Consider the following 19,178-nt stretch of genomic DNA (forward strand, 5'->3'; position numbering starts at 1 on the left):
CACAGCATAAAGTGCATTAAAACCCGCCGGGACGGAGCGCCTAGGGAACTCCACTTCCGTGTTGCATCAATTCAAAAGGTGACCGACATTCTGTCATTGATGCGCCTTGAATTGAAGCACCCTAGGCGCTCTGAAACTCGTATCTTCAGGTAGCTTGGGTATAAAGGTCTAAGCAATAAAAAACTCGCTAACATGCTTGGCTCAGCCTTTCACACTGCCTTAGATACAAGATAAAACAATCCGCATTGGGTCACACATAATGCCAATGGCAAGTATTTTTGCCACAATGGGGTCGAACTCCCGATGAGATAAACCTATGTCTGACTATAAGATGATCCCCTGTGAGCACTACGATTACCTCGAACTTACCTGCCTGCGCGGTTATCAACTCAAGATTGAGTTGATTGATGGCACGCAGTGCCAAGGTCAAGCCATCACCACGCAGACAAGGGCCGACAAAACCGAGTGGCTGATTATCCAGCTACAACAAAATAAACAATCCCTTAGGCTCGACCATATCGTCGCCATCACGCCTGTCGATGCGAATAATGAGTTTGGCAGGGTGCTGATTGCCACTAAACAAGGTTAGCAAGGACAACACATGGCAAAGATAATGTTAGCGGTTGAAATCGGTCACTGGACCGGTGGGCATAATGGCCAATATCCCCAGCTGATTGAGTTTGATACGGCGCATCTTGATAGACCCTTTCAGGTTAGCGATGGTTGGGGGCATGGTTTAGGTGGCGCGGCTTACTCACTCGCACAATTTATCAACACGCCTTATTACCTAAAGCTCAAAACTGAGGCTCCTTGGGCGTTTGCCATTATCGAACAGGGCTTAGCGCAACAGAATATTGATGCGATCGCCGCGGCACTCTCAATCCAATATGTGGATCATCCACCGCTTGTGCCTAAACATTTAATGGAATACTTATTAGGTTAAAGCTGAAAGATTTAGCTAGAAGAGAGTGAACGTGATGAACAATGCAGGTTTAGATAGCGAGGTGTATTGCGGAAAAGCGTCACCGAGTCATGACACTCGGTGACAGGATTCTAAACTGGACGAAAAATAGCTCCGCGCTTAAACAGCGACCGCCGCTATTACAGACACTTCAACCAAATATTCCGGCTCAGCAATGGCAGCTTGCACGCAAGCGCGGGCTGGCGCATGGCCTTTAGGCACCCAAGCATCCCATACGGCATTCATCGCATCGTAATCACCCATGTCTTTCAGATAGATAGTCGCTGACAATATATGCTCACGCGAACTCCCCGCCTGCGCCAACAAGGTATCGACTTCTTCAAGCATAGTGACGGTTTGCTCAGTGATATCTTGATACTTATCCTTCGCCACTTGGCCACACAGATACACAGTACCTTGATGAATGACTATGCTGCTCATGCGGGTGCCAACGTCTAAACGGGTAATGCTCATATTGATCATCTCTTAAATCAGTACATTGAAATAAAGGGTTCAGCTCAAACCGAATAGGCCATTTTAACGATAAACAGGCGTTATGTCTGCGGTACTAACTTAGGCCAAGGCGAATAGAAGCGCGCCATCAAGGCAAATAAACCGAGACCACAGCTCACCACGGCCAACCACACTAACGGCGTCGCCACTTCTAAATTTACTAATTGGAATCCAACCAAGGCCGAACACGCCGCGATTAACGCAAAGGGCAACTGAGTCACCACGTGGTCATGGGGGGCGCAACCTGAACTGGTCGCACTGAGCACGCTGGTATCTGAAATCGGCGAGCAGTGATCGCCAAAAACTGACCCCGCCATCACAGCGCTCAATACTGGTAACAACAGATGAGGATCAAGGTTATGAGCAATCTCAGCGCCAATCGGGATCATAATCGCAAATGTGCCCCAACTCGAGCCCGTCGCAAAAGCCATTATCGCGCAGAGTAAAAACATGCCCGCCACCAGCAAGTGCGGAGAAAGATAAGATTTAGCCCAAGCGGCCAACAATTTCGCCACGCCCAGATCTTGGATCACAGCGCCAATCATCCAAGTGCAGAGCAAGATCGCAATGGCGAAGGCGATCATGCGCACACCGTGACTCAAATCCCCCACTAACGCCGTTAAACGTCGCCCAGACAAGCCCAACATAATCAGAGTGACCAAGGTCGCCAACAAACAAGCATCGCGCATAGAGGCGCCAATATCGGCCTTAGCCAGCCAGAGCGACACATCCCAAGAAGAGACCTGCTGAGCCCCCGACCACAAAGTTAATCCCACTGAAGCCAATAACAGAGTCAGCATAGGAATCGCGAGCAGCCAAGGATTGCCCTTGGTCTCGACTGTACTTGAAGATTCCACCACGGTAGCGGCGACAAAAGAGCGAAAACCCACGCCATACCAAGCGACAAGCACGGACAAACCTAAGGTCACTATGGCGTAAAAGTTGAATAAGGCCACATCTATAAAGGCTTCCAGCGGCGACACTGGCAAAAAGCTGATCCCCGCAATAAGTGCCATCACATAGGGGCCCCAACTGGAGAAAGGCAATAGCGCGCACAGGGGCGAGGCATTGGAATCGACCAGATAAGCGAGCTGCTCATGGCGAATGCCATAACGCTGGCTCAATGGCTGACAAACATGACCGACGGCAAGGCAACTGAAAATCCCATCAATGAACACTAACCAACCGAGGAAAACCACTCCCAGACGCGCCTGACGCTCAGAGCGGATACGGCTATATAGCCAATCGCCAAACTGACCCACGGCGCCGCCACGTGCTAACAATTGCGTCATGCTACCTAGCAGCAACATGGCCAATAGCACATTGAGGTGCCACGCTTGCCACGCGCCTTGGGCATAAAATTGTTTAACACCGATATCAAGCAAATACCGCCCAGTTTGTAGCGGGTCAAATTGGGCGATCAATAGGGCGCCAGAGACGATACCAACGCCTAACGCCACCAGCGTGCGGCGTAAAAACAGGGCTAAGGTTAAGGTCAACAGTAGCGGGAGTATGGCGAGCAGACTAGGCGACATGGACCATTCCGATAAAAAATAAAACCAAGAATACTAACGAGTTAATAACAAATGCAAAAAAACTTAATTTAGAACCCAGTAATAGGGTATTTTTTGACCAAACGACAAGAATCGCTATTCCTTAAGTTCTAGGCACTGCTAGAATCACAGTCCCATCCAGAAACCATAGGACTCTCCAGATGAGCCTTGAATTACTGTCCAAACTGGAAACCAAAATCCAGGCTGCACTCGAAACTATCGAGCTTCTAAAAATGGAGCTTGAAGAAGAGAAGCAAAAAGCGTCTACGCTGAGTGAGCACAATCAACAATTGAATGCGCAAAACCAGCAACTACAAGAAGAACTCACTTCTTGGAACGAAAAAGTGACTGGCCTTGTTGGCTTGTTAAACAGCGAAATCTAAACAGCCTTTGTTTGATGATGCTGCGCTTCGATCAGTTCGTTCAATTCTAAAATAGCCTGCTTCACTTTTGGCAGGCTTTTTCTTGGCAGCAAAAACCGTCCCTTCTCAAATTCCAATCGTCCTAAGTCTTTAACCCAAATAACACCAGTAAGAAAAATACGCGCGTGCTTAACGATAAGCTTAGGTGCGTAGACAGGAAAAACTCTCATATGACCACCTACAAGCATTCTTGTTGTTATTGATTACAGTTGTTTGACAGAAGCTTTACCACTTGAGTTCATCTTTCGGGGGCTTTTTTTCATATTTGATTGCCCAACACTGTTAATCATCTGATTTAGTTAACTTACCAATATGCCATGCTGCAAACCAAAAAAACCAAAGCGCCACAATAATGTCACTTGCCAATTTTTTGACGCTCTGTTAAATTAGCAGCGTTACTCAGGGTAAAAATGAGTCCTCTGGCTCAAGTCCGTACTTTCCGTTATAAGAAGTACGGTTTTTTTTGCCCATTTTTTACCTCGCCTTTATTCAATAAGTTCAAACGACTAACCGCTACAGCCGCCTACCGTGTGCCCTATAACACCAGCCTCTGCTCATTTCGCCTTACTGTTGTTCTTTGCCGCAATAAAAAAGGAGCCTTAAGGCTCCCTTTAAAACGCTGTACGTGCAGTATTATCAACCGCTCACATGACAGCGGTGTGATAAGGTCACCCGAACTATTTTTTCGCTAGGTAGAAAGCGATATCTAACAGTTCGTCGTAGGATTTAATCGCACCAGTTTCAACACGATACTTACCGTTAACGACTAGAGCAGGTACGCCAGTCAGCTTAGCGTTTTCAGTGTCACGCTTCATTTTCGCCATTTGCGCCTTCACCATGAAAGACTCTGCGGCCGCATCGAAGGTTTTACCATCGACACCGTTAGCCACGAAAAGCGCACGAATATCGGCAAGGCTAGTGAAGTGTTCTTTTTTCTCATGAATGGCAGAGAATAACGCCGCATCCATTTTATCATCGACGTTTAACTGATGCGCAACTGCGAATGCGCGTGACATTTCAACGCCCATTTCTTTACCAATAAAATCAACGTGTGCTTGGTTAAACGCTACGCCTTCAGGCTTTTCGGCGAGAATTTTTGGCACTACCGTTTTAGAGAAATTAAAGCAGTGTGGGCAATAGAAAGAGAAAAACTCGGTGATCTCTGGCTTAGCGGTTGCTGGGCCATCGTTAATCACTGTGTAATGCACACCTTCTTGGTATTCCACAGCCGATACAGCCAGTGGCGCCAGTAACAAAGCCGCGGCCATAAGTAATACTTTTTTCATGAACATTCCTTAAATCATTTTTGATAAATTGGCTGGAGACTAACATATTCCATTTTTTGAGTGTAACTCAAGCTTAAGAGTTCAATCTAATGTCACAAGATACGTCTGTGACATCATATTTTGCTCAATACTAATAAGGCACTAGGCTCAGTGGTGGCTCGCCAAGGGCAAAAAGCTGCTCCTTAAATGCCAAGATCTGCTGTTCCCAATACTTTTCATCCCCAAACCAAGGGAAGTTCATCGGGAAAGCTGGATCGTCCCAGCGACGACCAATCCACGCGTTGTAGTGCACCATACGCAGCGCCCGCAGCGGTTCAATCAAGGCTAACTGCCTTGTATCAAACTCACAAAACTCTTCATAGGCTTCGAGTAATATCTCAAGCTGCATCAACTGCTGCGCTCTATCACCCGTTAACATCATCCATAAATCTTGAATCGCCGGCCCCATGCGAGCATCGTCTAAATCGACGAATCCGGGACCATCTGGCGTCCACAAAATATTGCCTGGGTGTAAATCGCCATGCAAACGAATGGCCGCAAAATCTTGGCGATCCCAAATCGCATTCGCCTTAGCCAACACTTGCTCAACGACGGTAAAAAACGGCAAGCGTAGGCTGTTAGGTACCAGATTGGATTGCTTTAACCACGCGAGCGGCTCGGCGCCTAAAATCTGCGGATTCAGCGGTTCACGTTCAGTAAATACAGTTTGCGCTGCGTACTGATGTATACGACCGATGAATCGACCCACTAATTCCAGCTGTTCTAAATTATCGACTTCAAAGGCACGGCCACCCAAGGAAGGAAACAGGGTAAATCGATAGCCTTGGTACTTGTGTAAGGTATGACCTTCGATGATCACAGGTACCGCAATTGGGATATCTTCTGCCGCAAGTGCGAGCGCATAATCATGCTCCTCTTGGATCTGCGCGTCGCTCCAACGGTCGGGACGATAGAACTTCACCACATAGCGCAGACCTTCATCGCTGCGGAACTGATACACGCGGTTCTCGTAACTGTTTAGCGCGAGCAAGCCTGTTTCTGGGTACACGCCCAGACTTTCGATCGCATCTAAGATCAAATCCGGTGTTAGCGCTTGAAAATGAAACTCAGCGCCGCTAGAACTCGTGGTCGGTGGCGTCATATTCTGACTCATATTCAGTTCACTCTTAGGTGAGGTTGCAGCAAAGTAGCTAAGTATTCCAGCACCTCAAAATCGGCTTCTCGTTCAGTCGAGAGCCAGCAAATGTTGCCGTAAAACTCATAATTGAGCCATAACTGGCTGCCTTCAAATTCTAATAACCATTGATGCCTGTCGGCGCCCCACTGACGCTCCCGCACAGTGCAATCGAGCGCCGCGGCTAAGGGTTCGGCAAAATCAGCGAAACGATCAAAATCGATATCCGCACTGACCGCTAAACTTAAGGCGCTTCTATCTAAGCTTATGGTATCTAAGCTAATAGCTTTTAAATGCGTGCTTGGTAATTTCATGCTTGTTATCCAATCAACTACTACATGACATGATCAAACCTTGGCCCCAGTCCGGTGGACGCTTGGCCAAGTCTTCATGTTCTGCGTGTTCAGCAAAGGGCTGAGTTAAGATTTTTTGCAGCAAATGCAGCGGCGCAAGATTACCCTCTTCCACCGCGATTATCGCCTCTTGGGCTAAATAGTTACGCAAAATATATTTGGGATTCACACTATTGCGCTCAGTTTGCCACGTTGGGATATCCGCTACTGCGCCCAATCGTTGTTGGTAGGATTGGTACCAAGCATCAAACTGGCTGACATCGATAAAGTCATCCCGCAGTGCACTGTGTTTACTGGTTGGATCTAACTTGCCTAATTGGCGCCAAGTCTGAGTGTAATCAAGCTGATTCTTCTCCATCAGCACAGTGAATCGACCTATGAGGTCGAGATCCTGTTTGTCCTGCTCTACCGACGGGACATCAACTGCAGAGAGACCTAATTTCGCCCGCATCAAGCGCAAATAAGTCTGCACTAGCGCCTCTTGGTATTGATTAAGAATGGCAATTAAGTCATCGGATGGGATCACAGGAGTAAGCGCCTGCGCTAAGCGTTGCAAGTTCCACAAACCGACACCCGGTTGCTGTCCAAAGGCATAACGACCTTCGGGATCCGAATGATTGCAGATAAAATCTTCTTGGAATGTATCGAGGAACGCAAAGGGACCGAAGTCAAAACTGTCACCCAGAATCGACATATTGTCTGTGTTCATCACGCCATGGGCAAAACCGACCGCCTGCCAGTGGGCAATCATCTTGGCGGTATCTTGCACTACCTGTAAAAACCACGCTTTATAGCCTGCGGCATCACAACTCAAATGGGGATAGTGCTGAGTAATAGTGAAGTTGAGTAATTGAATCAGCTTATCGGCACGGCCGCGCTCACTGTGGCAGAAAAACTCGAAATGACCGAAACGAATATGGCTGCGGGCTAAACGCACGGTAATGGCTGCGGTTTCTTGGCTCTCACGCCATACGGGCAGGTCAGAGCCAATCACGGCCAAGGCGCGGGTCGTCGGCACGTGCAAATGATGCAACGCCTCAGAGACTAAAAACTCACGCACGGCAGAGCGCATCACAGCGCGGCCATCACCACGGCGCGAATAAGGCGTCGGACCGCCGCCTTTAAGGGCGACATCCCATGCGCCATTTGGGCCAATCGCTTCACCTAAAATGATCGAGCGTCCATCCCCTAAGCGCGGCGTATAACCGCCAAATTGGTGGCCGCTATACACTTGGGCATAGTAAGTCGCGCCATCGACGGCGGCATTGCCAGACAAGCCCAATAACAGCTCATCTGTGGGTTGGCTCAAGCCAATCAATTGCGCAGCGTCATCACTCCATGCCAGCCATTCAGGCTTAGTTATCCCTTGCGGGTACACTTGCGAGTAAAACTCAGGTAACTGTGTAAAAAAATCCTGTTTAAACTTCATCTTGTCCACCTATTGGCTCATGGTCTTGCAAACCAGCACCGACTTATCGTCGAACTCACATAGGTGCCCACATTGATACACCCCAAGGCCAAAGCCACTCACGCCAGAGCTGCTTAGACGCTGCATGCCGTGGGCCTTGCTCTGGCATTGCGCTAGGGTGTCGTAGTAGCCATTAATATCCTCAGCCTGCAAAGGCGTCACCGGAATGGCACTCACATCGGGATAATAAAATAGGGTCCATTCTGGGGTTTTAGTACAGCCACTGAGTAGCAATAATCCAAGCCCGAATAAGACATTCGGTAAGGCATAGCTTAGTTTCATTTTTCCCCTATCAAGCCCATAAAAAAAGCGAACCTTAGTTCGCCTTTTGCGCATTCAGTTAGCAGGGATTCTACACTGCTTAGACGAGGGAAATAACCCTTTTCGTTTAAGGGTTTACCCGTTAAGCACTCCCAACCAAAGTGTTAAGCCGTAGTTGCTTTAGCCTGTGCTTTCTCAATCCGATTGATACGCCCCTCAAAGCCAGTGACAGTGCCATCGCTCAGCCCAAGCTCTAATGCTTTACGGCATATCACAATCGCGGCATCGAAGGCTTGGGTATCATTTAGCAAGGTGGCTAAATGCAAGAAACCGGAAGACTTAAGCTCAGTATCTTTGCCTTGCTCGGCGCTAGCCGCTTGGATCAGTGCGACATATTCTTCAGCTAACTGAGCGCCATAGTTAAGATAATCCGCCGATTTACGCTGCTTGTAGCACTCTGCGACCATATTTTGCAGCGCGGTATAGCGAGCACTGGCTGACGTTGCCCCTTGATATTCTTCAAAGGCACGAACTAAGGTTACATTCGCCCAAGCCCCTGGCGCACCGACCTCTGAACGCGTGCTCGATGCTGGCTCAGCTTCAGTCTTAACGTCAGCTTGTTCATCTGTTGGCGTGGTGCCTAAAATGATCACCGCCTCTTCATTATGGGCCGCAGGAATATCGACTTCGATGATATCTGTGTCTAGCTCCACCGAAATGTTCGCTGGCTCTTTCGTCTCACGGGGCATCAACTCGGCTTCTACTTCGATGACAGGCTCAACTTCCACCACGCGAGTGTCCTCAGCCTGCTCAACTGGCTCAGGCTCTACGCGCTCGGGTTCAGCAGCGGAGGAAATAGGTGCCTCTTCGGTAGGAACAACAGGTTTTACCGTGGTCGACTTGGGTTTCATCGCCTCTTGTTCTTCTTTCGCCAATCGCTGCGCGCGAAGGAATAAAAACACCCCGACAGCAATTAGTATAAATACGACTATGATCTTCATTCTTGTTCACCTTTGATGGCCGCTTCTCGTCAGAAGCCGTGTCAATTGGTTTGCCAAAATCCATTAGGACAGTGTCCATGGCAACCGAGTCTAGCTAAAAATTGAGCAGAGATTAACCGCTATTAAAGTCCATTGTGTCGGTGTAAATCAAGTATTTATGCCTTTTTATACGATCTTGCGCTCAAATAGTTATAGCCAATTGCGCTAGACTGACTGAACCGCGTTGCCTTATCACCCCAATCGCCCAGTTTACGACAAATATAAGGAAAACCTGATGCAAAGTATTCTTATCGTGGCCCACGCTAGCCCCTACGGGACAGAAAAGCTATTTAACAGCCTACGCATCGCATTAGCACTGAAGGATCAGGATGAACAAGCCGTCGATCTTAAACTCTTTCTCATGTCTGATGCCGTGTTTGGCGCACTCAAAAATCAAACCACACCCGACTTAAGCTATAACCTACAACAAATGTTCGAGATCCTCTCAGCGCAGCAAGTGCCTATCCTGCTTTGTAAGACCTGCGCTCAAGCGCGAGGCGTCACGGCGGAAATGATTATCGAAGGCGCGCACATAGGTACGCTACAAGATTTAACTCGCTGGACACTGGCTGCCGACAAAGTGATGCATATCTAAGGTTTACTTTTAGGTGCGGATTAAGATGGTTGGATTATTTAAAGCCCCATTTTGTGCGCACCTTCATAAATTGGCGCTTTCATTTTGTCAGCGTCAATTTCACTGCCTATGATGGGATATCCGAGTGACAAGCTAAGGTATTCCAATGGGCACAGCCACACTGCTTACGGGCAAACTCCTGTACGAACACCAAACCATTGCCGCTATGGTGACGATTTATTGCAAGGCAAAACACCAAGGCCAAGACGCGACGGGCCTATGTGCAGATTGCATTGAGTTATTGGATTATGCCGCGACGCGCCTAGATCGCTGCCCCTACGGACAAAGCAAACCCACCTGCAATAAATGCCCAGTACATTGCTACAAACCAGCGCAAAAACAAATCGTCAAAGAGATCATGATCTTCTCCGGTCCTAGGATGCTGTTACCGCATCCCATTCGCGCAATCAAACACTTACTCGCGGAACGCATTCCCGTTCCCAGCGCTGTGCCCGAGGCGGCTTCAAATCGTCATCAGCGCATAGCAAGCCAGCAGAAAAACTAACGGCGATACTTTTACCGAGCCGATTTCCCTGATATAACAGGGCTCGAGGTATCGCATATGAACGATTTTAATACTTTTTTCGCTCAAGCTTACTGGTGGTTGTCGTTATTCGGAGGTGTACATTGCCTCGCGTTAGCTATTTATATTCGCTACTTTTATCACCCAGACGGTAACCAAAAACTCCTCGCCGCTTTCTTAAGTCTCATCGCCCTGTACTTCCTAACGGGATTGTTGAACCGCGATAACAGTCCAATTCCGATCCATATTCTATTCAACCTGATTAACCCTATCTATTTTTTGCTTATGCCTTTGCTCTATCTCTACTGCAAACGCAGCTTAGTACCAACTAATAAACCACTAGGGTTTTCAAAACATTACTGGCCGTCAGCATTCACCTTAGTTTTCGCCATTTTAGATATCGCCCTAAGATTAAGCGCGCATCCCTACGGGGAGTGGCAACCTTTAACCCAGATGCTGAAGGAAATTAGCATTAGCCAATGGGGCGCCATACTGCCCGCACTGCTATCAATACAAACCTGTTGTTACTTTATCGCGCTGTGGGTGCTGTTTCGTCGGCATAAACGCAATCAAAGTGATGCCACATTAACCCAAGAGGCGCTCGGTACCATTCGGTTTCGGTGGCTGATAGGTTTGACTTTAGCCATGTTGTTGAACTGGTTGATCCGCGTGTTTGTGGTGATTTTGCCCTTCTATCTTGGTGATCACTTATCGTTGCTATCCCATGCGTTGCCAAGACTCACCTTACTGCTGAGCATGTATATGTTGGCCGTATACGGCCTGAAACAAATCACCCGATCTGCCTACCTAAAAGGTCGCCTGGCTAAACCCCAACCACAGCCACGCCCGATCGCGATTGAAAATGTGCTCACCCCTGAGGAGTATGAATTCTTACATCAAATTCAGCAGGACGACGCAGAAAAAACCCAAGCTTCTTCACCACCTAAGAACTAATTGGCGAAACCACACTCCAATAATCACCATCAATATCACTCCAACCATTGAGTCGAACACTGAACCTAAGCTGACACAGGAGTCACTTTTGGCTGTCATTTGTGTCGATAAAGGCTAGTCTGGAGCAACTGAAGACTTGAAGAGGCGTTACCATGAAATCATTTTTAACTGCCATTGCGGCATCGACATGCCTTATCGTGAGCCTATTTGCGGCGCCCACTGCACATGCGGATGAAAGCTATGATCAGGCGGTAGTCAATTTCCAAAAAGCGAAAGAAACCAGTAAGTTTTTCGACACAGCCTATGGCTATGCGTTATTCCCGACTGTGGGTAAAGGCGGCATAGGCATTGGCGCAGCCTATGGCAAGGGCCGAGTCTACCAAGGCGGTGTTTATATGGGTGATTCGAGCCTGACTCAATTATCCATCGGTTTTCAATTAGGTGGACAAGCCTACAGCGAGATCATCTTCTTTAAAGATGCTAAATCCTATGAAGCCTTCACGAGCGGCAGTTTCGAGTTTGATGCCCAAGCCTCGGCGGTTGCCATCAACATGGGCGCAAGTGCTCAAGCTGGAACCACAGGCAACTCAGCAGGCGCGGGCCAATCGGGTGGCAATCGCTCGGCAAGTGGCTCTTACATTAACGGCATGGCGGTATTTACCGCAGCGAAAGGCGGTTTGATGTTTGAAGCAGCCCTTGCGGGTCAAGCCTTTAGCTTCGAGCCTAAAGCTAACTAATACGAACCATTAAACGGTTAACTCAAACGGCGAGCCTCAGTGCTCGCCGTTTTTTTATAACGTTATGATTTAAAGATAGAAGTAAACAATGTTTGAAAGCACTTTTAGCTTGTTCCCAAGTGACTTGGTCGTATAAAGGCTGAATACATGAAATAACAGAATAAATAAGCCATTGAATAAAAAACTAATTAAGTGCTAACAGATCTGCATGAATTACCTGATTGCGACCTTTAGATTTAGCCTCATACAAAGCCTTATCGGCCCGAATAAGCAAAGGCTCAATACTCGAAACACTACTGGACGTCGCCACACCAATACTAATTGATAACCGTATATCTGGATTTACATTAATTGTTTCAATAGCTAATCGAAGTTTTTCGGATACAACTAATGCTTGTTCGCTATCTGCTCTGGGTAAAATGGCGGCGAACTCTTCGCCACCGAAACGGCCAATAATGCCATATTGCTTTAGTCCATCTTGCAAAGCATCAGCACAAAGCTTAAGCACAGTATCGCCGACATTATGTCCGTGTACGTCATTAATTTTCTTAAAATTATCAAGATCTAACATAAGCACACTAACGGGAAAGTTTTCACTGGCGATGATACACGTCGCATTATGCATAAAAGCCCTTCGGTTAAATAAACCCGTCAAACTATCCTGCGAAGCTAATGTGGATAACTCTTTGTTTAATCTATCCAATCTAACTAACAGAATGACAACGGTGCTGAAAATGATATAAATCATTCCAGCAATCACTAATCCACTCTGAAAAGAACTTTTGGCGACTAAATGAATAAATAATTCTGGTTTTACATAACAAAATAAGGCTCTTACGATAAAGCCTACCCCGAATAAGCCAGTAGAATACATCAACCAGCCCTTTAGCTTTTCACTTCCAGACCAATTGCCTCTCGTTAAAATAAATGCCATTAAGATCAATTGAGTACCCGTAATAATACTTGCAAAAATAACTCGCATGGCTATGTCATCAATATAAATAGACATAGTCAGGATCATCACGAATATGGGGAATAAAACGAGCCAAAGCGGCGCTTGTTTACCCACTAAGCGAGCAAACGCCAGATAACTGAATGAAAACGCAGTAGTGACGCAAAAATTATAAAAAATAACCGCAATAACGGGAGGTAAATAAGGACGAGAAAACAGCAGTAAATTAGCAATCCCGTGGATAAACAGTGCAATAACCCAGTATTTTGTCCCTTTATCCATTCCCCTCTCAGCCATCAGTAATATTGCAAGCAGCCATTGAACAATAGCTTGTGCGATGATTAGCGTTGGAGAATCGAGTTCTATCATGTTTTGGACTGATAAGTTCATGTCTAGGTTTAGATAGAAATAGTATCAGAGTCGATACTCATACGATAAGAAGTAATTCCGCAATGAAGACAAGGGTTCAGATAGATAATGTCAAAGCATGCTTTCAGCAAAGGTTTCTGCTGAAAGCAAATCACAAATAAAATACATAGAATAAAGTGAAATACATCAGATTATAGCAACATCAGCCCAATTATAGGCCCAGCTAAACTATCATGCCCCCAAGGTTTTGGCGGTAATGCGACGGTTTGAGTGAGATCAAAATCGACTTTGAAATCGCGGTTTTCGCGCGTAAGTTGATAGCTAAACGTTGTTGGCGTAATTTCCATGTGCCACACATTCGTGATCGACTGAGTGAGCCCATTCTTAACGAAGTTGTCGATAGATTCTCGATCAATGGGGAACGATTGTTTCAGCACTGTCCCATCATTCATGGTATCGCCGCCATACATAGTCACAGCATCTTCGCTGCCATCTTGATGGCGATGGTCGTGTTTCAACTTAAGTCCTTGCTGCGTCTTAGTCAGCACCCAAGTACGTGAATGGTCATCACCGACATGGAACGGGATCTTAAGCTCAGTGTCGCTGCATTCACGCACGTGCATAATTAAAGACTTACCGCTAAAGGCAGAGTCCGCAGTGTCACCCGAAACCACTTTGCCCGCAAAAGCTTGGCCACAATGGGCGGCAATTTGCGCGAAGAAAGCATTCTGGGTCTCAGTGGATAAGGGCTCAGCTTGAGCCGCTATGGATGGTAAGGCAATCGAAGACAAACTGGCGAGCGCGAGACTCTGTAGGGCAATTCTGGGCTTCATCATGTTCTCCATTTTTTTAGATGAAAAACACCCTAACACTAGGGAATAAATTCAAACTGAATTTTCCCTAGTGTTAGTGATGATAAGCCAAGTGATTACCAGCCGATATAAGTACGCGAACGATTACCGAGACGCTTCTTGATAAAGCGAGCCGTAATAATACTGCCCATCATCAGGAAGATAAAAATCCCCGCAGAGAAGAGCACGCTAGTGACCCAAGAACCCGGCGGTAAACGGTAACGCATTAAGGTCGCAGTGGCGTTAAACATCATGTCGAACAGCGGATGAATAAAGAAAATCGCAAAACTCATCTCAGCCACTTCCACTAACCAAGGCAATCGACTGCGCCCCGACAACCATTCGCAGAAATTCAGCACTAACACACATAAACAGAGTTTTTGAATAAACTGCCAATCGATGCCGTTATATTCAAACGGAGCCTTATGGTAGTTACCAATATGCTGCACTATGTAAGTTTGCTCGACTAAGCTCACCACTAAAAAAATCATCGCGAGGGCAGTAAAGATAGAACCAAAGCGCATCACAATATGTTCATCTTGCGAATATAAAATACCAATCAAATAGAAAGGCATAAAATACACCACTGAGTGGATGAAATTGACGTTGCCTATGGGTCTATGCAGCAGAATAGCCACCACACAACTCAGTACAAATAGCGTCCAGCGCATCTGCTGTGAGCAACGGATAAACCATAAAAATATCGGCGAGAATAAAAATACCGCCATAATGAATGGAATATACCAATGCGGATACAGGATATAACCGTTACGTACCGTATAAAAAATACTCAGCAAGAGTTTATCGAGCGACTGGTGCTCCATAAAAATCCAGCGCAAACACAAACATAATAAACCGATCAAAGAGACGACTAAAAAAGGATAAAGTACGTTCTGTACTTTGTTCTTCATAAACTTGCTGTAGTCGAAATCCTTATAAAAAATGCGATGGAAAAAGTACCCTGAGATAAACACAAACAAAGCCGTGCCACCGCGTAATAGGTTTTCCAACAGCAGCGGGAAACCTTCTCCAGAGTTGTAAATACTGTGGCCAAGCACGATAAAGATAATCGCAATGCCACGCATGTAGGTAAATTCGAGCTGATTTTTTCTCATTCTTAATTCATCGCACAGTAGAGGGTTCTTCCATCAACAACACTCGCAGAAACCCTAATAGTTCCATGGACTTCTGCTTCATTGAATACCAGATACTGACCCTCACGCTGAAAGGGGAATGCCAAAGGTAACAGAGTTGCAGCCTCAATGCCCTCACAATAATTTTGTACAGGAACATCGAGTAATGGACTGCCACTCACTGACAAGTTACTAAATTGCGCGCTCATCCCTAGATAGGCTTGCGTCATTTCATCTTGGTACGGCACAACATAAAAACCAGACCGCACATCACCCACATCAATAAAACTACTGCTATCGCTCACGCTCGGCATCACCAATAACGGTACTCTAACGTCCTGCGCATTCAATAATAGCTGCGACAATTTCGCTTGAGTGGCGGGATAATACACCAGCATTTCCTGTAACGGCTTCTTCTGTTTATTGTCTTTTCTTTCTACGGGCGGCACTGGTTTCACGCGATTTAACAGTAAATCTAGCGGTAACATGCCCGACATGACGGACTCTTTCCACACATAAGGATCTTGAGTGCTATCCAACAATATGCCCGCCAAGGCGCCGATGTTTTCCGCCTCAGCCGTCCAACCACCCAACATTTTCCTCTGCTGGTAATAGTCGTGCACATATTGGGTCAGTATTTGCTGATAACCGAGTAAGGTTTGATTTTGGCTTAAGATACGTGCGCCAGCGGCCAATTCCACATACTTAGCGCTGCCCTCGACGAGGTCGTTGATGTAACCGACTCTATCCTCGTTTGGCGCAATTTGACGCCATTGCTGCAACCAATAGGCCGCATGGCTCAAGTGTAATGACTGCTGCTCGGGTTGTGCCAGCGCCGCCATTAAGGCATCAAACAACTGTAAACGGTAATAACGGGCATCGAGGCTGAGCGGAAACACTTCGCCCTCGTAACGCCTGCCCTCTTCTAATACTCGCCATTCGGATTGCGCATAAAAATGGAAAGCTTCATGCAGACCATTACTGGCCCAGATTAAAAAGGCTAAATCCGTGGGCTTAGTGTCGGAAGTGAATTGGATGTTCGGCGCTTCGAGTTGGATTAATACCCCTGGCTGACCTTGATATTGCGGGAAGCCGAAATTAATCGACAAGCCAGACTGTAGGTTAACCGACTCTAAGACGCTGTTATCTTGGATGATTTCACCGCCAGGCTGACGTAGCCAAACGTTGCCGCCATAACTAAAGAGGTGCACTTTATCTTCGAGGCGAAAACCCGGCCACAGAGCTTCGCTCTGGCGACTATTCTGCGCCATAAAATCGAGGTAAAGACGGGCGAGTTGTTCCGGAGAGGCTTCATCGGCAAACGCGGGGGTAGCGGCAGAGACACCTAAAAGCCATAGGATCACTACCATAATATTTTTCATTTATCTGCCTAAACAAACACAAGGGGTTTACAAAACAGCGCTAGCATATAGCGCAATCAAGCAATAGTGAAACGTTTGCAAAAAAATATTTTTACCCCAGAAAATCTAAGTAAAAACCAAATCAACGACTCCTAATAAAATCATATTTTTAGCGCAATTTAGCATCACTTAGGTCTTGTCGCGCCCATTAGGCTTAAACCTTAGTTTCCGTCGGTTTATCGCCAAACCAGAGCGCCAGTTTATCCGCCGCGAGGGATTTCACTTCGTCATCGATATATAAGGTCACCATAGTCAAAGCTGCGGCAAGGGCACCTAAGTCATCGGTAAAACCCACTAAAGATGTGAGATCGGGGATCGCATCTAAGGGAGAAATAAAATACGCCAAGGCACCGAAGATGACAGACTTGGCCCATTTAGGCGTATTCGGCTGCTGCGCCGCATAATAAAGCCACAGGGCACGCTCGATCACTTCCCTGCCCGCCTGACGGCTAAAGAGTTTAACCTTGTTCCAAAATCCGCTGTCGGTAAATTGCTCATCCGCCATTATATCGCTCCTGCAGCTTGAGATTATTTGAGTATCAATCTATTCCTCCTCACAGTGTACGACGATAAGCCGCAGGGGTCAGGCCAAATTGTTGCTTAAAACGTAAGGAAAACTTTTCCGCCGATTGATAACCACAGGCTAAGGCCACTTGTAGTAATGGCTCGCCCGAGTTTTGCAGCATGGCCAAACCATGGCTCAGCCGGACTTCGACTAACAACTGCCTAAAACTGGTGTCTTCTAACGCCAATTTACGCCTAAGGCTGGCCGTGCTCATGTGTAACTTGTCGGCAATCTCCTCCTGCTGCCATGGCGCCGAAGGACTCACGCTCATCAAAGCCAAGGCCGCTTGAGTCACGCTGCGTTGCGTGTGGCCATACAACCAGTTCACACTGCGTTTATCAGGCAAACTGAGCAGTAACGCAGCCAGATAATGCAGCTGAACAGAATCAGCCAGAGACAAGCTCAAACTCTGTAATAACGCATTCCAAGCTAAGTCCACCGCGCGCGATACGTTTTGGACTGGCATAGGGTCACGCCAATCGGCCGTGCTCGATAAAATGCCTTGGGGTAAATCGTGGGGAAGCAATAACTGCACCGCCCGATAGCGTCCAAGAAAAGGCCGATTCACAAAGCTGATATGCGAACCCGCAGGAATTAACAGTAACTGACCTTGGCCCACCAAAACGGATTCATCTTGCCAGAGTAAAGACTTTTCCCCATGGATAACCCGAATAATCGACGGCTGGTGCACAGGTACTTGAGATAAAGATTGTGCCTGCTTCGAATCATATTCAAACAAACGGATCATGACACCAGCCTAATTATCAATGGATTATCGGTTATATACCGCAGTCAACTTGGCGCTACCTAAGGCTTGTGCTCTGAGCATAAAACCTAATAATGCAGGGCTAGCGTCCTTTGGCAGCTCTAATGCACTGGGCAATGCCCACACAGTGAATTCATACCTGTGTACGCCATGACCTTCGGGCGGACAAGCGCCACCAAAGTCAGTGGTGCCGAAGTCGTTCTTCAAAGCAATAGCGCCTTTGGGCAGCGCATCAGCATGCGAGCCCGCGCCTTGCGCCAATGATGTTTGCGCTACGGGTAAGTTATATACCGCCCAGTGCCACCAACCGCTGCCCGTTGGCGCATCAGGATCATAAGCCGTCACCGCAAACGCTTTCGTCCCCGCAGGTATGTCAGTCCAAGTCAGTTGCGGCGAAATGTTTTCACCTTGGCAACCGAAACTATTAAATACTAATTGCGATGTGAGTTTATTGCCCTCGCTCATATCTTTGCTCGTTAACGTCATAGCATGTGCCTGTCCAAATAAGCCCAATACTAAACTCGCCCCTAGCCACCATTTATTCATGTCTATCTCCCATTGATGTTTCGACCTGACTAATCTACGTCAATCCAAAAGATCACATCTGCCCTAAAACAGCAACTTTCTGCCCAAAATGCTCAAATGTGAGAAAAAAACTGTCATTTTTGCAATTTTTCAGCATGCAAGTGATTTTGTAAAGAGAATTTATGCATAACCATGCAGGTGCATCGTGCGGTATAAATCAAGAAGCTTATTACTACAGCCTTTTAATTAAAATTAGAGAAAAAGAATAAGATGTTTTATGCAAAAATTATTATTTAAATAACACTGACAATATTTACTTTCATAATTTAGATAAAGATACTTAAGTATGATTGACTCAGTTTAATATTGATTAAATAAGTTAAATTTAAGCACTGAATATTAAAAAGTAAGACATAGGTCATGATTTTATTTATAACTCACATATAAACTTCATTCCGTAATAAAAACCTAACTATTTTCTCTAAGTCATAATGGAGTCGTATATGAAGAGGAAATCTAAAATCATGGCGCATATCCGGCGCACGCGGCATATCATGATGCCTAGTCAACGTGACTATTTCGATCACTCCTTTATCTTCCTCCGCTAATCTCAGCGCAGGTAGTAGGCCAACGAACAGGTCTAAAGTGCTATTGCTCTAATTTTTGCAAACACTTAATGTACTGTCTTTTTTTGGTTTATTAACTTGCATCACTATC

At 46.5% G+C, this 19,178-nt stretch carries 24 protein-coding genes; 8 read left to right on the forward strand and 16 right to left on the reverse strand.

Annotated elements, in window-relative coordinates; all coding sequences use genetic code 11:
• The first annotated feature begins 316 nt into the window (after positions 1 to 316).
• Both AC5YB3_RS10210 and AC5YB3_RS10215 read left to right on the forward strand, forming a co-directional pair.
• The gene (locus AC5YB3_RS10210; RefSeq protein ID WP_494527079.1) at positions 317 to 589 is read left to right on the forward strand and encodes a Rho-binding antiterminator; all 273 of its coding nucleotides are present in this window, start codon (positions 317 to 319) and stop codon (positions 587 to 589) included.
• Positions 590 to 601: 12 nt separating this feature from the next.
• Positions 602 to 943: a hypothetical protein gene (locus tag AC5YB3_RS10215; protein ID WP_494527080.1), complete on the forward strand. Its 342-nt coding sequence runs from the start codon at positions 602 to 604 to the stop codon at positions 941 to 943.
• 138 nt (positions 944 to 1,081) lie between these two features.
• Here the strand turns inward: AC5YB3_RS10215 and AC5YB3_RS10220 are convergent, their stop codons facing one another.
• Together AC5YB3_RS10220 and AC5YB3_RS10225 are read right to left on the reverse strand one after the other, a co-directional pair.
• On the reverse strand, positions 1,082 to 1,435 hold the full coding sequence (locus AC5YB3_RS10220) for a RidA family protein (RefSeq protein ID WP_259523733.1): 354 nt from the start codon (positions 1,433 to 1,435) through the stop codon (positions 1,082 to 1,084).
• Positions 1,436 to 1,515: 80 nt separating this feature from the next.
• Entirely contained in the window at positions 1,516 to 3,009 is a 1,494-nt protein-coding gene (locus AC5YB3_RS10225) for a Na+/H+ antiporter NhaC family protein (RefSeq protein ID WP_494527081.1), read from the reverse strand.
• Between the two features lie 179 nt (positions 3,010 to 3,188).
• Here AC5YB3_RS10225 and AC5YB3_RS10230 point away from each other — a divergent pair, with 179 nt between their 5' ends.
• The gene (locus AC5YB3_RS10230; protein ID WP_006083484.1) at positions 3,189 to 3,410 is read left to right on the forward strand and encodes a cell division protein ZapB; all 222 of its coding nucleotides are present in this window, start codon (positions 3,189 to 3,191) and stop codon (positions 3,408 to 3,410) included.
• Here the strand turns inward: AC5YB3_RS10230 and AC5YB3_RS10235 are convergent.
• The 7 genes from AC5YB3_RS10235 to AC5YB3_RS10265 form a co-directional block, all read right to left on the reverse strand.
• Positions 3,407 to 3,619 carry a DUF1107 domain-containing protein gene (locus tag AC5YB3_RS10235; RefSeq protein WP_106649149.1) on the reverse strand — a complete coding sequence of 71 codons (213 nt, stop codon included), beginning with the start codon at positions 3,617 to 3,619 and terminating at the stop codon, positions 3,407 to 3,409. The two genes, AC5YB3_RS10230 and AC5YB3_RS10235, sit on opposite strands and share 4 nt — an antisense overlap.
• A gap of 507 nt (positions 3,620 to 4,126) precedes the next feature.
• On the reverse strand, positions 4,127 to 4,735 hold the full coding sequence (locus AC5YB3_RS10240) for a thiol:disulfide interchange protein DsbA/DsbL (RefSeq protein WP_006083489.1): 609 nt from the start codon (positions 4,733 to 4,735) through the stop codon (positions 4,127 to 4,129).
• A 130-nt stretch (positions 4,736 to 4,865) separates the two neighbouring features.
• Positions 4,866 to 5,888 (reverse strand): serine/threonine protein kinase, encoded by a 1,023-nt coding sequence (locus tag AC5YB3_RS10245; protein ID WP_106649146.1) that lies wholly within the window; start codon positions 5,886 to 5,888, stop codon positions 4,866 to 4,868.
• A 2-nt stretch (positions 5,889 to 5,890) separates the two neighbouring features.
• Positions 5,891 to 6,223, reverse strand: coding sequence for a DUF3630 family protein (locus AC5YB3_RS10250; RefSeq protein ID WP_006083491.1), 333 nt, complete (start codon positions 6,221 to 6,223; stop codon positions 5,891 to 5,893).
• Positions 6,224 to 6,236: 13 nt separating this feature from the next.
• The gene (locus AC5YB3_RS10255) at positions 6,237 to 7,691 is read right to left on the reverse strand and encodes a protein adenylyltransferase SelO (RefSeq protein ID WP_012090450.1); all 1,455 of its coding nucleotides are present in this window, start codon (positions 7,689 to 7,691) and stop codon (positions 6,237 to 6,239) included.
• A 9-nt stretch (positions 7,692 to 7,700) separates the two neighbouring features.
• A complete protein-coding gene (locus tag AC5YB3_RS10260) occupies positions 7,701 to 8,012 on the reverse strand; it encodes a hypothetical protein (RefSeq protein ID WP_012090451.1) in 312 nt (103 codons plus the stop codon).
• Between the two features lie 143 nt (positions 8,013 to 8,155).
• Entirely contained in the window at positions 8,156 to 8,992 is an 837-nt protein-coding gene (locus tag AC5YB3_RS10265) for a hypothetical protein (protein ID WP_494527082.1), read from the reverse strand.
• A gap of 274 nt (positions 8,993 to 9,266) precedes the next feature.
• Between AC5YB3_RS10265 and AC5YB3_RS10270 the strand changes: the two genes are divergently transcribed.
• The 4 genes from AC5YB3_RS10270 (at position 9,267) to AC5YB3_RS10285 (ending at position 11,879) form a co-directional block, all read left to right on the forward strand.
• Positions 9,267 to 9,626, forward strand: a complete 360-nt coding sequence (locus AC5YB3_RS10270) for a DsrE/DsrF/TusD sulfur relay family protein (protein ID WP_006083495.1) — start codon at positions 9,267 to 9,269, stop codon at positions 9,624 to 9,626.
• A gap of 145 nt (positions 9,627 to 9,771) precedes the next feature.
• Complete coding sequence (locus AC5YB3_RS10275; RefSeq protein ID WP_012090453.1) at positions 9,772 to 10,170, forward strand: nitrous oxide-stimulated promoter family protein; 399 nt, start codon at positions 9,772 to 9,774, stop codon at positions 10,168 to 10,170.
• Positions 10,171 to 10,227: 57 nt separating this feature from the next.
• On the forward strand, positions 10,228 to 11,142 hold the full coding sequence (locus AC5YB3_RS10280) for a hypothetical protein (protein ID WP_494527083.1): 915 nt from the start codon (positions 10,228 to 10,230) through the stop codon (positions 11,140 to 11,142).
• Positions 11,143 to 11,294: 152 nt separating this feature from the next.
• Positions 11,295 to 11,879, forward strand: coding sequence for a YSC84-related protein (locus AC5YB3_RS10285; protein ID WP_006083498.1), 585 nt, complete (start codon positions 11,295 to 11,297; stop codon positions 11,877 to 11,879).
• Between the two features lie 184 nt (positions 11,880 to 12,063).
• On the opposite strand, the gene AC5YB3_RS10290 is transcribed toward AC5YB3_RS10285, so the two are convergent.
• The 7 genes from AC5YB3_RS10290 to AC5YB3_RS10320 form a co-directional block, all read right to left on the reverse strand.
• The gene (locus tag AC5YB3_RS10290) at positions 12,064 to 13,200 is read right to left on the reverse strand and encodes a GGDEF domain-containing protein (protein WP_494527084.1); all 1,137 of its coding nucleotides are present in this window, start codon (positions 13,198 to 13,200) and stop codon (positions 12,064 to 12,066) included.
• Between the two features lie 191 nt (positions 13,201 to 13,391).
• Positions 13,392 to 14,033: a hypothetical protein gene (locus tag AC5YB3_RS10295; protein ID WP_012090456.1), complete on the reverse strand. Its 642-nt coding sequence runs from the start codon at positions 14,031 to 14,033 to the stop codon at positions 13,392 to 13,394.
• 95 nt (positions 14,034 to 14,128) lie between these two features.
• Positions 14,129 to 15,166 carry an acyltransferase family protein gene (locus tag AC5YB3_RS10300; RefSeq protein WP_494527085.1) on the reverse strand — a complete coding sequence of 346 codons (1,038 nt, stop codon included), beginning with the start codon at positions 15,164 to 15,166 and terminating at the stop codon, positions 14,129 to 14,131.
• Positions 15,167 to 15,168: 2 nt separating this feature from the next.
• Positions 15,169 to 16,566: a hypothetical protein gene (locus AC5YB3_RS10305; RefSeq protein ID WP_494527086.1), complete on the reverse strand. Its 1,398-nt coding sequence runs from the start codon at positions 16,564 to 16,566 to the stop codon at positions 15,169 to 15,171.
• A 193-nt stretch (positions 16,567 to 16,759) separates the two neighbouring features.
• Positions 16,760 to 17,110: a YkvA family protein gene (locus tag AC5YB3_RS10310; protein ID WP_115336022.1), complete on the reverse strand. Its 351-nt coding sequence runs from the start codon at positions 17,108 to 17,110 to the stop codon at positions 16,760 to 16,762.
• Between the two features lie 49 nt (positions 17,111 to 17,159).
• Complete coding sequence (locus AC5YB3_RS10315; RefSeq protein ID WP_006083510.1) at positions 17,160 to 17,918, reverse strand: helix-turn-helix transcriptional regulator; 759 nt, start codon at positions 17,916 to 17,918, stop codon at positions 17,160 to 17,162.
• Positions 17,919 to 17,942: 24 nt separating this feature from the next.
• Positions 17,943 to 18,482: a YbhB/YbcL family Raf kinase inhibitor-like protein gene (locus AC5YB3_RS10320; RefSeq protein WP_259214600.1), complete on the reverse strand. Its 540-nt coding sequence runs from the start codon at positions 18,480 to 18,482 to the stop codon at positions 17,943 to 17,945.
• 503 nt (positions 18,483 to 18,985) lie between these two features.
• Here AC5YB3_RS10320 and speFL point away from each other — a divergent pair.
• A complete protein-coding gene (speFL, locus tag AC5YB3_RS10325; RefSeq protein ID WP_224022194.1) occupies positions 18,986 to 19,069 on the forward strand; it encodes a leader peptide SpeFL in 84 nt (27 codons plus the stop codon).
• The last annotated feature ends 109 nt before the right edge of the window (positions 19,070 to 19,178 follow it).

It is taken from the genome of Shewanella sp. 1311 (assembly GCF_059338235.1).